10 protein-coding genes are annotated in these 16,001 nt (G+C 34.2%); 8 read left to right on the top strand and 2 right to left on the bottom strand.

The window, feature by feature from the left end; genetic code table 11:
* Positions 1 to 20 precede the first annotated feature (20 nt).
* The 3 genes from ACMGE6_RS11025 to ACMGE6_RS11015 all read left to right on the top strand — a co-directional run bounded on the left by ACMGE6_RS11025 (position 21) and on the right by ACMGE6_RS11015 (position 4,943).
* The gene (locus ACMGE6_RS11025) at positions 21 to 1,136 is read left to right on the top strand and encodes an exonuclease SbcCD subunit D (protein ID WP_414053822.1); all 1,116 of its coding nucleotides are present in this window, start codon (positions 21 to 23) and stop codon (positions 1,134 to 1,136) included.
* A complete protein-coding gene (locus tag ACMGE6_RS11020; protein ID WP_414053821.1) occupies positions 1,126 to 4,212 on the top strand; it encodes an AAA family ATPase in 3,087 nt (1,028 codons plus the stop codon). The genes ACMGE6_RS11025 and ACMGE6_RS11020 overlap by 11 nt, the downstream gene beginning before the upstream one ends.
* 104 nt (positions 4,213 to 4,316) lie before the next feature.
* On the top strand, positions 4,317 to 4,943 hold the full coding sequence (locus tag ACMGE6_RS11015; protein ID WP_414053820.1) for an SCO family protein: 627 nt from the start codon (positions 4,317 to 4,319) through the stop codon (positions 4,941 to 4,943).
* A 39-nt stretch (positions 4,944 to 4,982) separates the two neighbouring features.
* Here ACMGE6_RS11015 and mscL read toward each other — a convergent pair whose 3' ends face one another.
* Positions 4,983 to 5,351: a large conductance mechanosensitive channel protein MscL gene (gene mscL, locus ACMGE6_RS11010; protein ID WP_414046494.1), complete on the bottom strand. Its 369-nt coding sequence runs from the start codon at positions 5,349 to 5,351 to the stop codon at positions 4,983 to 4,985.
* Between the two features lie 159 nt (positions 5,352 to 5,510).
* On the opposite strand from mscL, the gene ACMGE6_RS11005 reads away from it, so the two are divergent.
* The 3 genes from ACMGE6_RS11005 (at position 5,511) to ACMGE6_RS10995 (ending at position 10,476) form a co-directional block, all read left to right on the top strand.
* Entirely contained in the window at positions 5,511 to 7,070 is a 1,560-nt protein-coding gene (locus ACMGE6_RS11005; protein ID WP_414053819.1) for a glycine betaine uptake BCCT transporter, read from the top strand.
* Between the two features lie 165 nt (positions 7,071 to 7,235).
* Complete coding sequence (gene acnA / locus ACMGE6_RS11000; protein WP_414053818.1) at positions 7,236 to 9,944, top strand: aconitate hydratase AcnA; 2,709 nt, start codon at positions 7,236 to 7,238, stop codon at positions 9,942 to 9,944.
* Positions 9,945 to 10,044: 100 nt separating this feature from the next.
* Positions 10,045 to 10,476, top strand: a complete 432-nt coding sequence (locus ACMGE6_RS10995; protein WP_414046491.1) for an acyl-CoA thioesterase — start codon at positions 10,045 to 10,047, stop codon at positions 10,474 to 10,476.
* A gap of 43 nt (positions 10,477 to 10,519) precedes the next feature.
* Here ACMGE6_RS10995 and plsY read toward each other — a convergent pair whose 3' ends face one another.
* Complete coding sequence (plsY, locus tag ACMGE6_RS10990) at positions 10,520 to 11,113, bottom strand: glycerol-3-phosphate 1-O-acyltransferase PlsY (RefSeq protein ID WP_414053817.1); 594 nt, start codon at positions 11,111 to 11,113, stop codon at positions 10,520 to 10,522.
* Positions 11,114 to 11,407: 294 nt separating this feature from the next.
* Between plsY and parE the strand changes: the two genes are divergently transcribed.
* Positions 11,408 to 13,447: a DNA topoisomerase IV subunit B gene (gene parE, locus ACMGE6_RS10985; RefSeq protein WP_414054860.1), complete on the top strand. Its 2,040-nt coding sequence runs from the start codon at positions 11,408 to 11,410 to the stop codon at positions 13,445 to 13,447.
* Positions 13,447 to 15,861 carry a DNA topoisomerase IV subunit A gene (parC, locus tag ACMGE6_RS10980; protein WP_414053816.1) on the top strand — a complete coding sequence of 805 codons (2,415 nt, stop codon included), beginning with the start codon at positions 13,447 to 13,449 and terminating at the stop codon, positions 15,859 to 15,861. The genes parE and parC overlap by 1 nt, the downstream gene beginning before the upstream one ends.
* The last annotated feature ends 140 nt before the right edge of the window (positions 15,862 to 16,001 follow it).

Genomic DNA, 16,001 nt, shown 5'->3' with positions numbered 1-16,001 from the left:
ATCATTTTAGAGGTGAAGCTATGAAAATCATGCACATTGGCGATTTACATATAGGAAGAACAATCAATCAATTTTCATTATTAGAGGATCAACGTGAAGTATTGAATCAATTGATTAATCGTATAGATGAAGAGCAAATCGATGTTTTAGTGATTGCAGGTGATATTTATGACCGTTCCATTCCATCCAAAGAAGCTATGCAGGTCTATGAATCATTTTTACTGGCAGTAAATATCGAGCGAAAAATTCCGGTACTCGCGGTGAGTGGGAATCATGATGGAGCAGAACGATTAGGTCATGCTAAAAGTTATTTTAAAAACTTTAGATATTACTTATCAACTGCCATCGAGGATGGATTAAATCCTGTTGAAATAGAGGGAGTCAATTTTTATTTGATCCCTTATATCGAACCGGCCTATGCACGAATGTATTTTCAGGATGAGGAGATACGTACGCACCAGGATACTTATCAACGCATCGTAGAATTGATTACAGAGCAATTAGATCAACATAAGACCAATATACTTGTCAGTCACCTGTTTGTAGCAGGAGGAAGTGAAACGGAATCAGAACGTGAACTTGTGATTGGTACGGTGGAAAATGTTAATAGATATTTATTTGATGTATTTGATTATACATTACTCGGACATTTACATACACCTGATGCCATTCGTGACGACAAAGTTTTTTATAGCGGCAGTATCATGCGCTATTCATTTTCAGAGATAGGACAGCGAAAAGGTTATCGTATCATTGATTTAGAGAACAAAAATGTATTGTTTAAACCATTAACCTATGTTCGAGATCTTGAAGTTGGAAAAGGGACATTTGATGAGGCGATGGCTTTAAAGCTTGGTGTAAATCCAAATGCATATTTGAAATTAGAGCTCAGTGAGATGGAAGCGATTAATGAACCGATGACTAAATTAAAAGGCATTTATCCAAATCTACTTGAATTAAAACCAGTAATAAATTATCGAGATAATCAGATACAGAGCATGGATGTTACGCATTTGAGCCATTTAGAACTTATCACGCACTTTTATGAAGAGATGACGGATCAACAACTTGATGATAAGCAGTTTGAAACCATTAAGAATTTACTTGGCAATGGAGGTGAATCTCTTGAGGCCTAATCGCTTAACCTTAAAGGCATTCGGTCCTTTTAAACATGTGACGATTGACTTTGATCAATTAAAAAATAATAAATTATTTTTGATTAGTGGTAAAACTGGTGCGGGAAAAACAACGCTGTTTGATGGTATCATGTATGCGTTGTTTGGTGAAGCTTCTACAAGTGACCGTGATGAAGCATTTTTAAGAAATATAAACGCAACTGATCAGGAACCGACGGAAGTTATCTATAATTTTAATATAAAACATAAGCAATATGAGATTTATAGAGATTTACCATTTGTCAAAACCGGTAATAAAACAAAACGAGCGACACAGCTCTCAGTTTTTGAAATAGTAGATGGTGAAAAAGTTATGCTGGCTTCGGGTTTAACAGCTGGTAAAGAAGCAATCAGATCGATTGTAAAATTAGATGCAAATCAATTTCGAAAGATATTTATCCTGCCTCAAGGTGAATTTAAATCATTACTCGTCGCAGGATCAAAAGAAAAGACAGATATTCTACGGACATTATTTGATACTTCAAAAATACAAAAGATTTCTCAGCAGTTAAAGGAAAAAGTTCAAAAAGAAAAAAATGCAATGCTAGCTATAGAAGCGGAGCTGAATGTTCATTTCGGTTTATTCAATGATCTATACCTTGGTGAGCATCTCAGTCATGCAGAAAAGTGCCAGCAAATAGAAGGTGCTTTAGCAAAATTACAAAATGAGGTAGATACAGGTACTCAGTCACTGGATATCATGATGAAAAAACATGAGGAGCGTTCAAAAAACTTTCAAAGTGCATACGAACTGAACCAAAACATCGCACAACTTCAATCGGTTAAAAACGATTTTACAGTGCTTATTCAGGATGAGGAAAAGATTACAAAGCAACAAGAGGATTTAAAATATTTACTACAATTAGTTCATTATCAGGCTACTGTAGAAGACTTAAATCAATCATTGGAAAATAATCAGCGTGATGAACAATTGTTAAAAGAGTTACAGGCAAAATTTCAGGAACAATCAACAGAATTTAATGATTTTTTAGCTAAATTTGAGGCACATAGTAAATTAAAAGAAGAAATAGATAAAAAGAACCACTATATCATTAAAAATGAGCGTTTTTCATATGATAAATATCAAAATTTAGAAACAGACATCAAAAATTTACATGAAAAGATAGAAATACTAAAAAATGATATAAAATCGATGGATAAGCGTATAGTTGAAATCAAAGCATTGCAACATGAACTTGATACCCTTGAAAAATTAAATTTTGAAAGTGATCTAGAGCTTGGAACGATAAATAATCAAATAGAACAAATGTCTGTATATATTGAATCTATCAGAAAACTACAAAATAAAATACATCGTATGACTGATGCTTATGACAATTCAAAAGATTTAAATGCTAAACGTAAAAATATCTCAGAACAATTATATTTGCTTCAAAGAGGAGAAGCAGTACAGGATATTGAACAAATCAATGGAATAAGAGCATCATTAAATGTTGGAGAAAAGTGCCCGGTCTGTGGTAATCATATCACCACACTTGATGATGATTCGCACTTAGAAGCGCATCAATTACAAATTGAACTCGCAATAATAAATGAACAGATAGCTGAGCATCATATGAAATTAAATATCTATCTGGAAGATATAGAGCAACTACATGAAGCGGAAGTGATATCTTCACATATTCAATCTGTAACAGAAATAAATAAGTTGATAGCTGAATTAACGATAGATAATTTAAATGTAGATGCTATCAATCAATTGATCAACAAACTAGAGATACTATTTAAGCAGATAGAAGTTAAAATTAAAAATAAAGCGCATGAAAAATTAAATGTCATTGAAATGCAAAATGAATTATCAACCCATAAACAAGCACTCCATTCTAAAATAAAGGATGTAGATGAATTATCAAAGTTCTTGGCAACGATGGAAAGTCAGTTGATCAAAAATGAGAGCGACTATGAAAATTTAATTGACATGCAGAAATCTTTTAAAGAAGAAACCCAAGTTGATGACTATACTATTTTTATAAAGCAATATGAACAGTATCAGTATGAAGTCACAGAATTTAATCATCAATTCAAACTGTTAGATCGTAAAGTTAATAACTCAGAAAAAGAATTAAGTATTTTGGAACAAAATATTAAACATACAGAACAACAAATTGATGCATCTCGAATTAGTATTGAAAGGCTTAACAGTAGACTGGAACAGTTTAATATTCCTGAAAAAATTAAAGTACTGTATGCAGATATTGACATATCAAAAACTATAAGTAGTTTTGAAAGAGAGAATAAAAAGTATTTTGAACAGAAACTTACTCTTGAAAATGAAATAGACAGGTTGAATAAACTGATTGCAGGACGTTCTCCTCAAAACCTTGATGTATTAGAGGAAGATTTAAATAAACAGAAACAACATATTGATACATTTCGTTCAAATCTAACTGCAACAAGAGAACAACTAAAAACTTATCATCGACACTATAAGCAGCTTATTGAAAAATTATCTGAGTTTGAAGAAAATATGGGTGAAGTACGTTCGATAATTTTATTGAGTGATGCTTTAAATGGTAACAATCCACAAAAAATTGATATTGAAACGTATGTTCTTATCTATTATCTGGAGCAGACTTTATTACTTGCGAATGTACGACTTCGAAAAATGACGAGCAATCGTTATGAGCTACGACGACGCATCGAAAAAAAGGGTGGAGGAAAACAAGGTTTAGTTATTGATGTCTATGATTATAATGCGAATCAAACGCGAAGTATTTCTTCCTTATCTGGAGGAGAAACCTTCATCGCTTCTCTATGCCTGGCATTAGGATTATCAGACTTTGTAATGCAGAATGCAGGTGGAGTGCATCTGGAAGCGGTATTTATAGATGAAGGATTTGGGACATTGGATAATGAAACTTTAGAAGTGGCTATCGATGCTTTGATTGATCTTCAAACGACTGGCAAACTTGTAGGGATGATTAGTCATGTTCAATTGCTTAAAGAAAGAATGCCTGCCATATTAAGAGTAGAATCGAATGGGTACGAGAGTCATGCGTCCTTTGAAATTAAATAATTGTATCAATGAATTGTAATAATTATGTCAAAACTTTCGTATAAATAGTATACTCAGGGTCACTAATATTTGTTATATTTATCATTGATAAATAGGAGGGGCTTATGAAAAATTTACGAAATTTAACACTTTTTTTAGTTGTGGTGATTATGTTAGCAGCTTGTAGTAATTCTCGTATCGTACCGAAATCTTTATATGGGAATACGATTACTGAGTTCTCAGGTAAAAATGAAGCAGGACAGTCAGTTTCGGAAAAAGAATTAAAAGGAAAAGTATGGCTGGTTGACTTTATCTTTACGAATTGTAAAACTGTATGTCCACCGATGACGTATAACATGAGTCAAGTGGCAGATGCCCTTGAAAAAGAAGGTGTCTCATCAAAAGACTATGGCATCATTAGTTTCAGTGTGGATCCAAAGAAAGATACACCTGAGAAATTAAAAAAATATATTAATCAATATAATCCACCTAAAGGTGTCTGGACAGCGGTAACCGGTTACGATGAAAAATTCATCCGTCAGTTTGCTGAAGAAAACTTTAAAACAATCGTTGTACCACCTACAGCACAAAATGATCAGGCTACACACGGTACATCATTTTATTTAGTAGATCAAAATGGTGTGATTATGAAAGATTATGCAGGTAAAGATACAGGTGATAAAAAGTTTCCGAAGGCAGAAATTGTTGAAGATTTAAAAACAATGATTAAAGAAGGACCATATAAAAAGTAAAAATTAAAGGGGATTGCCACTGGCAATCCCCTTTAATTTTTATTTAGAACGTAATAAATCTCTAATTTCAGTTAATAAGACAGTATTCTCTTCTACAGCTTCTTCAACTTCTTCAACTTCACTCTTACGAGTAAATTTATTGATTAATTTTACGAATAAGAAAATTGCTCCTGCAACAATGATAAAGTCAACGATAGATTGAATAAATACACCGTATTTAATACCTTTATAAGCCCAAGATGAAGCGAAATCAGTATTGCCAAAGATTAATGCGATTACTGGCATGATAACATCTGCAACTAAAGATGAAACGATCTTACCGAAAGCTGCACCGATAACTACTGCGACTGCTAAATCTAATACATTACCTTTAACTGCAAACTCTTTAAATTCTTTTAATAATGACATGTATAGTCACCTCCTATAATGATTTCATTTTACATGTTGAAAAGTGAAAAAGCAATCTCTATTTTACATTACATAACATATTAAAAAAGTGTTGAATCTTTTTGTCATTTTTGATATACTATAGACTGTTTTTGAATATATTTTGAGAGGAGTTTTTGGATGAAAGAAGGTAAAAAATTAACATCGGTATTTTACATTGCCTTAGCATTAGTTATGTTAACCGTTTTAGCTGGGGTGACTGTACCTGAACAGTTTAGTAAAGTTACAGGCGACGTTAACCAGTGGATATCTAAGTATTTTGGCTGGTATTATGTTATGATTACTTCTATTTTTGTTTTTACATGTTTATTTCTTATTTTAAGTCCTATCGGTAAACTGAAGTTAGGTCGACCGTCGGATAAACCAGAATTTAGTACAATCTCATGGTTTGCTATGTTGTTTAGTGCAGGTATGGGTATTGGACTTGTATTCTACGGTGCAGCAGAGCCTTTAAGTCACTTTATCAGTTCTCCGGTTGCTAAACCTGAATCTGATCAGGCAATGAAGGATGCATTTAGATATACATTTTTCCATTGGGGATTTCATGCCTGGGCTACTTATGGGGTGGTAGCACTTGGACTTGCTTATGCACAGTTTAGAAAAGGTGAAGCTGGATTAATTTCTAAGACGTTAAGACCAGTCCTTGGAAATAAAGTAGATGGATTTATAGGAACGATCATTGATGTACTTGCAGTATTTGCAACAGTTGTCGGCGTTGCAGTATCATTAGGGATGGGTGCTCAGCAGATCAATGGTGGTTTGCATTATTTATTTAATGTACCAAATACTTTTAATATTAAGTTAATAATTATTATTGTTGTTACAATTTTATTTTTAGCGAGTGCATGGAGTGGATTGTCAAAAGGTATTCAAATTTTAAGTAACTTAAATATTGCTATAGCAACTTTATTATTAATAGCAGTCTTATTTTTAGGGCCAACAATTTTGATTTTGAATATGTTCTCTACTTCTATCGGTAATTTACTTCAAAACTTCTTAAGTATGAGTTTTGATGTTGCTCCTCTTGATGCGCATAAGCATAAATGGATGAATAGCTGGACAATCTATTACTGGGGCTGGTGGATGAGCTGGAGTCCATTCGTTGGAATATTTATTGCACGTGTATCGAAAGGTCGTACGATACGTGAATTTTTAATTGGTGTATTACTGGTACCTACAATTATAAGTGCATTGTGGTTCAGTGTCTTTGGTGTTACAGGGATTGAAGTCTTCAAGGATGTACCAAGTATTGGAAAAATGGTGGTTGAAACACAACTCTTTGCCATCTTTGAACATTTACCAATGGCTATGGGATTATCATTGATTGCACTTACTTTAATTTGTACCTTCTTTATCACTTCAGCAGATTCTGCAACATTTGTATTAGGTATGCAGTCAACGAATGGTTCATTAGAACCTGCAAACTATGTCAAAGTAATCTGGGGAATTGCACAGTCGTTAATCGCTTTAGTACTCATCTATGCTGGTGGTTTATCAGCATTACAAAGTGCAGCAATTATTGCAGCATTCCCATTCTCATTTGTCCTTGTGTTAATGTTAATTTCCGTTTATAAAGACGGCAATAACGAACGTATGCGTCTAGGATTAACCTTAAAACCTGATAAAAAATTCAGAACGAAATCAATAGAGGCACCTGAGAAAAACATGAAGATTAATTAATTTTAATAATACTTGCAGTTCAAGTTTTTACTTGAACTGCTTTTTTTATAAGTAAAACTTATAGTGAGATATAGCTTTTTTGGAATGTGATAATATTTACTTCTAATTCTATTTTGATTAAAATAAGAGTGTAAAGGCATTAATAATCTATAGGGGGAACGAAGCATGAATTCAAATTTACATCAAGCTTCAAAACAAACATTTGAATTAAATGGTAAAACGTATACTTTTTACAGTTTAAAATCATTAGAATCTTTAGGATTAGGTGAGATTAGCAAATTACCATATTCAATTCGTGTATTACTTGAATCGGTTCTTCGTCAATTTGATGGTAAAGTCATCAATGAAGAGCACATCAAGCACTTAATTAAATGGGGCAAAAAAAATGATCCAAATGCAGAAGTACCTTTTAAACCTTCTCGTGTAATATTACAAGACTTTACGGGTGTACCTGCAGTTGTTGATTTAGCATCATTACGTAAAGCGATGAATGATGTCGGTGGGGATGTTACTAAAATTAATCCTGAAGTGCCTGTGGATTTAGTTATAGATCACTCTGTTCAGGTTGATCAGTACGGTAATGAAACAGCACTAAACCGCAATATGGAATTAGAGTTTGCACGTAACAAAGAACGTTATCAATTTTTAAACTGGGCAACGAAAGCATTTGATAATTATCACGCTGTACCGCCAGCAACAGGTATCGTACATCAAGTCAATTTAGAATATTTAGCTAATGTTGTACATGTTCGTGAGATTGACGGAGAACAAGTTGTTTTTCCTGATACTTTAGTTGGTACTGACTCACATACGACAATGATTAATGGTATTGGTGTACTTGGCTGGGGTGTTGGTGGTATTGAAGCTGAGGCTGGAATGCTTGGACAACCGTCATATTTTCCGGTACCAGAAGTTATCGGTGTAAAACTAACTGGAGAATTACCGGAAGGTGCAACTGCGACAGACCTTGCTTTACGAGTAACTCAAGAGTTACGTAAAAAAGGTGTTGTAGGGAAGTTTGTTGAATTCTTTGGTCCGGGTGTCGTCAACTTACCTTTAGCAGACCGTGCGACAATAGCTAACATGGCACCTGAGTACGGTGCAACTTGTGGCTTCTTCCCAGTAGATGAGGAAGCATTAAATTATATGCGCTTAACTGGACGTAACGAGGAACACATTGCTATCGTAAAAGAATATTTAGTGAAAAATGATATGTTCTTTACTACTGATAAAGAAGATCCAACATATACAGATCAAGTTGATTTAGATTTATCTACAATCGAAGCATCATTATCAGGTCCAAAGCGTCCTCAGGATTTAATTAAACTAAGCGATATGAAAGATGAGTTTGTTAAATCAGTAACTGCTAAAGCAGGCAACCAAGGTCATGGCTTTGATAAATCTGAATTTGATAAACGTGCTAAAGTTGAATTCAAAGATGGTCGCACAGTCGAAATGAAAACAGGAGATATTGCTATTGCTGCAATAACTTCATGTACAAATACATCTAACCCTTATGTAATGTTAGGGGCTGGTTTAGTAGCTAAAAAAGCAGTTGAAAAAGGATTAGTGGTCCCTGCTTTTGTTAAAACTTCACTTGCACCAGGTTCTAAAGTTGTAACAGGTTATTTAGAAGCATCTGGTTTACAAACTTACCTGGATAAGTTAGGCTTTAATACTGTTGGTTACGGTTGTACAACATGTATCGGTAACTCTGGTCCATTATTACCAGAGATTGAAGAAGCGATTTCAAATGAAGATTTATTAGTGACTTCAGTGTTATCTGGTAACCGTAACTTTGAAGGTCGAATTCATCCGTTAGTGAAAGCGAACTATTTAGCTTCTCCTCAATTAGTTGTTGCTTATGCTTTAGCGGGAACAGTAGATATCGACTTACAAAATGATCCGATTGGTCGTTCTCAAGACGGTACAGATGTATACTTAAAAGATATCTGGCCAACGATTGATGAAGTGAAAGATGCTGTTCACAGCGTAGTTACACCGGAATTATTCAGAAAAGAGTATGAATCAGTATTTGAATCAAATCCATTATGGAATCAAATTGAATCAACGGATCAACCTTTATACGATTTTGATCCAACGTCAACTTATATTCAAAATCCAACATTCTTCCAAGGGTTATCAAAAGAACCTGGTAGCATTGCTCCGCTTAAAGATTTAGCGGTAATGGGTAAATTTGGAGATTCAGTAACGACTGACCACATTTCTCCGGCAGGGGCTATCGGTAAAGATACGCCTGCAGGAAAATATTTACGTGAGAATGGTGTTGAAATTCGTGATTTCAATTCTTATGGTTCACGACGTGGAAATCATGAAGTAATGATGCGTGGAACTTTCGCCAATATTCGTATTAAGAACCAGATTGCACCAGGTACTGAGGGTGGATTCACGACTTACTGGCCAACAGGTGAAGTGATGCCTATCTTTGATGCTTGTATGAAATATCAGGCAGATGGAAAAGGTTTAGTAGTGCTAGCAGGAAATGATTACGGTATGGGTTCAAGTCGTGACTGGGCTGCGAAAGGTACAAATCTTTTAGGTGTGAAGACAGTAATTGCCCAAAGTTATGAGCGAATTCATCGTTCTAACTTAGTGATGATGGGTGTATTACCATTACAGTTCCTAAAAGGTGATTCAGCTGATAAATTAGGTTTAGATGGTTCAGAAACCTTCTCAGTAGAAATTAATGAAGGTGTTAAACCTCGAGATGAAGTAAAAGTTACTGCTGTTAAAAAAGATGGTACAGTCATTGAATTCAATGCATTAGCAAGATTTGATTCTGAAGTAGAATTAGATTACTATCGTCATGGTGGTATCCTGCAAATGGTACTTAGAAATAAATTAGCACAATAATTTTTTGAAGACTTATGAAATATTTTTTCATAAGTCTTTTTTTAGTACCTAATACTAATTTTTGATACAATGAATATATCATAAATAAGTAGGTGGAAAAGTGTATTATACAGAAAAAGAAATTGAGGTACGTTACGCAGAAACTGATAAGATGGGTGTTGTCTATCATGCCAATTATTTGGTATGGTTTGAGGTTGGACGAACAGATTTTATTGAAAAAGCTGGATTTAAATATGCAGATATGGAAAAAGACGATGTAATATCACCTGTATTAGATATTCAAGTTTCATATAAAAAATCTGTAACATATCCTGAGAAAGTTAAAGTTAGAACTTGGATTCATTCTTATTCCAAACTAAAGACTGTGTATGCATATGAAATCTATAAAGAAAATGGAGAAATTGCAGCAACAGGTAAGACAACACACATTGTTATTAAAAAGAACAGCGAAAAACCATTACGTCTTGATCGTTATTATCCAGAATGGCATGCAAAATATTTAGAACTTTCATCGTATGAAAAAAAACAGTAATCAATTATATATCCCCGATATAATTACTATTTCGGGGATATTATCATTTAGTATTTTTATTAAAATTAACTTTGGATTCTGTACCGTTCATAATACGTTCAATATTCGATCGATGTCTTACTATGATAACAATCATAATAACAAATGAAATAGCCATAAATACTTTGTCGTCAAAAAATAATGAACCGATAAAGTTAGCGATGCTCGTCAGAATACTTGTCAGTGACACCATTTTAGTCGAAAAGAGTAAAGTGAAGAATATGACAGCGATGATTAGAAATAATACCGGATTTGTTCCTAAAATCACTCCGGCACTTGTTGCAACGGCTTTTCCACCTTTAAACTTTAAATAGATTGGATAGACGTGGCCGATTACTGCAGCTAGACCAACCAAAATTGGGTGAATATCCTGATGCAAAAAGAAAGGGAATAAAGCACTTATAGTACCTTTCAGTACATCAAAAATAGTCACAAATATTCCGGCTTTTTTTCCTAATATTCTAAATGTATTCGTAGCTCCTAAATTACCACTGCCGTGTTGTCTAATATCTTTATGATAAAAAACCTTACCGATAATTAATCCTGTTGGAATGCTCCCGATTAAATAAGCAGCTAGAAATATCAGTGCAATAACCATAAAATCTCCCCTTATAAGCTGGTACTAATACTAATTCTTAAAATTATATATTTATTATAGCTTATTCAAAGTAATTATAAAATATAAATTATGAAGATATAAATTATTAAACGGATATCTTTGAGTAGATACCGTTTTTTTAGTCTTTATGATAAAGTTAAATAGTACGCACATTCAAAAGTACTATAAAAATATTATGTAAACCTTTTAAGTGATTATGATTTTATTATGATATTACTTGCAAAAACTTAAGGATTAGATAAAATAATGAATGTGTATAAAATTAACGAACGTATGTTTGTAGGGGGTAATGTTTTGCCGAAGAATCAATATAATGATGAATCGATACAAGTTCTTGAAGGATTAGAGGCAGTACGTAAGCGTCCAGGTATGTACATCGGTTCTACAGATACAAGAGGGTTACATCATCTTGTCTATGAAATTTTGGATAATTCAATAGATGAAGCATTAAATGGCCACGGAAATGCCATTGAAGTAATTTTGAATAAAGATGATTCAGTTACTGTGACAGATAATGGGCGTGGTATGCCTACAGGACTACATAAGACTGGTAAACCGACACCGGAAGTTATTTTTACTGTGTTACACGCTGGCGGTAAATTTGGACAAGGTGGTTATAAAACTACAGGTGGTTTACACGGGGTTGGTGCTTCAGTTGTAAATGCTCTTAGTGAATGGTTAGAAGTTACGATTCACAACAACGGGAAGATTTTTAAACAGCGTTTTGAAAATGGCGGCGTACCAGTGACGACACTTGAAGAAATAGGTAAAAGTAAAAAGACGGGGACGAGTGTTACGTTTAAGCCGGATCCTGCAATTTTTAAACAGACGACTAAATTTAATTATGATACTTTAAGTGAACGCCTGCGAGAATCAGCATTCCTTCTTAAAGACCTAAAAATTTCTATTACCGATCATCGAGTGATTCCTGAAAGGCACGATGACTTTTATTTCGAGCATGGTTTAAGTGATTTTGTAAAGTTTGTTAATGAAGGTAAAGAAATCTTACATGAAGTAGCTCACTTTAGTGGTACTGCAAACGAGATCGAAGTTGAAGTTGCTTTTCAGTATAATGATCAATATTCTGAAACGATTCTGTCGTTTGTTAATAATGTCCGAACGAAAGATGGCGGTACACATGAAGTAGGTATGAAAACTGCTGTTACTAGAGTATTTAATGAGTATGCCAGAAAAATTGGTGAACTTAAGCAAAAAGATAAGAATTTAGATGGAAATGATATTCGTGAAGGTATGACGGCGATTATTTCTGTTAAAATTCCTGAACATCTATTGCAATTTGAAGGTCAGACAAAATCAAAACTTGGAACAAGTGAAGCACGTAGTGCAGTGGATGCAATACTTGCTGAACAGTTACCATATTATTTTGAAGAGAATGGTAAGTTAAGTCAGGTACTTGTAAAGAAAGCTGTAAAAGCTGCTCAAGCTAGAGATGCTGCACGTAAAGCGCGAGAAGAGGCACGAAATGGTAAGAAGAATAAACGTAAAGAAACTCTTTTATCAGGAAAATTAACGCCTGCACAAAGTAAAAATACTGAAAAAAATGAATTATACCTTGTCGAAGGTGATTCTGCAGGTGGCTCTGCGAAATTAGGGCGTGATCGCAAATTTCAGGCAATCCTGCCGCTACGTGGTAAAGTTATTAATACTGAAAAAGCTAAGCTTGACGATATTCTTAAGAATGAAGAAATTAGTACAATCATCCATACTATTGGTGCTGGTGTAGGGAATGACTTTAAGCTTGAGGATAGTAACTATAACAAAGTAATTATTATGACAGATGCAGATACTGACGGTGCACATATACAGGTCTTGCTTTTAACATTCTTTTTTAAATATATGAGACCTTTAATTGAAGCTGGAAAAGTCTACATTGCATTACCACCTTTATATAAAGTTTCAAAAGGTAAGGGAAAAAATGAAGTCATAGAATATGCCTGGACTGATGATGAACTGAAAGATGTTCAGAAGAAAGTAGGAAAAGGCTTTATATTGCAGCGCTATAAAGGTTTAGGTGAGATGAATGCAGATCAGCTATGGGACACGACTATGAATCCTGAAACAAGAACATTAATTCGTGTGGAAATTGATGATGAATTACGCAGTGCAAAGCGCGTGTCTACGTTAATGGGTGATAAAGTTGAACCACGCCGTGATTGGATTGAACAAAATGTTGAATTTGGAATGCAGGAAGATGCGAGTATTTTAGAAAGCGATGAATTATTATTACTTGAACAAGATGAAGAAGTTAGTTTGATAGAAAATGTAGATTTGTCTGAAGGAGGTAAAGCATAATGCTGGAAAATATTCAAAGCCTACCTTTAGAGGATGTTATTGGTGACAGATTTGGACGTTATAGTAAATATATCATTCAGGACCGCGCTATCCCAGATGTTCGTGATGGTCTAAAGCCTGTGCAACGTCGTATTTTATATGCGATGCATGCGGAGGGTAATACCTTTGATAAAAACTTCAGAAAAAGTGCGAAAACAGTTGGTAACGTTATCGGTAATTATCATCCTCATGGTGATACTTCAGTTTATGATGCGATGGTGCGTATGAGCCAGGACTGGAAATTACGCCATGTACTTGTTGAGATGCATGGTAATAACGGGAGTATCGATAATGATCCACCTGCTGCTATGCGTTATACGGAGGCCAAGTTATCGAAACTTGCTAGTGTGTTGTTACGAAATATCAATCAGGATACCGTTGACTGGGTTCAAAACTTTGATGACACAGCGATGGAACCGATGGTGCTCCCTGCGAATTATCCGAATCTTTTGGTAAACGGATCAACAGGTATATCTGCAGGTTATGCGACAGATATACCGCCACACAATTTAAGTGAAGTTATTGAAGCAACTTTAATGATTATAGATAACCCTGAAGTTACAACAGATGATATTATGACTGTTATGCCTGGTCCTGATTTTCCGACAGGTGGCATAATTCAAGGACGCGAGGGTATAAAACAAGCTTATGAAACCGGTAAAGGAAAAGCAATTATTAGAGGGAAGATTGATATCGAAACTTTACGTGGTGGTCGTGAAGAAATTGTTATTACCGAAATTCCTTTTGAGGTCAATAAAAGCAGTCTTGTAAAACGTATCGATGAGCTGCGTGCGGATAAGAAGGTTGAAGGCATCCTTGAAGTACGTGATGAAACTGATAGAAATGGTCTAAGAATAGCTGTAGAGCTAAAAAAGGATGCAAATGCTGAGGGTATTTTAAACTACCTATATAAAAATACTGATTTGCAAGTAGCATATAACTTTAATATGGTTGCTATTAGTGATCGTCGTCCAAGTTTACTAGGTGTTAAGGCGATGCTGCAAAGTTATATTAAACATCAACAGGAAGTTATTACTCGTCGTAGTAAATATGAACTTGATCAGGCAAAGAAACGTATGCATATTGTTGAAGGTCTGATAAAAGCATTATCAATACTAGATGAGATTATTGAAACCATCAGACATTCAAAAAACAAGAGTGATGCTAAAGATAACTTAAAAACAAAATACCAATTTACTGAAGCCCAAGCTGAAGCTATTGTCATGCTACAACTTTATCGCCTGACAAATACAGATATTGTACAACTTGAAAATGAATATGATGAATTACAAGCAACTTTAGATAAATTAAATAAGATTTTAAATGATGATAAGCAATTGATGCAGGTCATAAAAAAAGAACTTAAAGCCGTGCAAAAAGAATTCAGTGAAGATCGTCTAAGTAAGATTGAAGATGAAATCCAGGAAATCAAGATATCAAAAGAAATTTTGATTCCTAGTGAAGATACGATTATCAGCTTAACAAAAGATGGTTATATTAAACGAACTTCGCCTAGAAGTTTTGGGGCGAGCGGTTTATATGAAATAGGGACGAAAGATGGCGATATATTATTAAATTATGCAGAAAGTAATCTTCAGGATGTACTTTTAGTATTTACGAATCTTGGTCATTATATCTATATTCCTGTTCATCAGCTTCCGGATGTTCGCTGGAAAGACTTAGGTACGCATTTATCTCAAATTGTTCCTTTAGCACAAAATGAATCGGTGATAAAAATGATTAATGTGAAGGCCTTTGATGACACTCAAAGTATTATGATTGCAACAAAAAATGGCATGATTAAGAAGACATTGTTAAAAGAATTTAACGTTACTCGCTATTCTAAACCGATAGTATGTATGAAACTAAAAACTGATGATGAGGTTATTGCAGTAGAGAATATAGCAGGTGAAGAACACATCATAGCTGTGACACGTAAAGGGATGGCATTACATTATTCATTGGAAGAAATCAATGCCACAGGTATTAAAGCAGCAGGGGTAAAATCAATTAATCTAAAAGACGAGGACTATGTCGTAACGACCCAAATTCTTTACTCAGATGCTTCATTAGTAATCGCGACACAAAGAGGTGCGATGAAGAAAATGAAAGTGGAGTTATTTGAAGAGGGGAAACGTGCAAATCGTGGCGTCGTCATATTAAAAGAATTAAAATCAAACGCGCATGAAATAGTTGATGCATATATTATCAATGAAGATATAGATTTTGAATTATTATCTCAAGATGAAACATATAAAGGGAACACAAAAGAAATTCGAAATGCTGATAGATATACCAATGGAAGTTTTGTTATCGATGAAAAAGAGTTTGGTATTGTAGATGATTTTCGCTTATTCTTCGTTGAAGATAAGTAATCCTCAAAGCGAATACCATTTCTGAATTAGATGTAATAAAATGTAAATAAAATTATAAATTGCAACCTTCATATTCTGTGATAAAATAAAATTTGTATTATTTATTTTATAATTGAATATGGGGGTTTTGTTTTTGTTTT

The sequence above is a fragment of the Macrococcus equi genome (assembly GCF_047426745.1).
GTDB classification, from domain to species: domain Bacteria; phylum Bacillota; class Bacilli; order Staphylococcales; family Staphylococcaceae; genus Macrococcoides; species Macrococcoides equi.
This window is presented reverse-complemented; position numbering and strand designations above follow the sequence as displayed.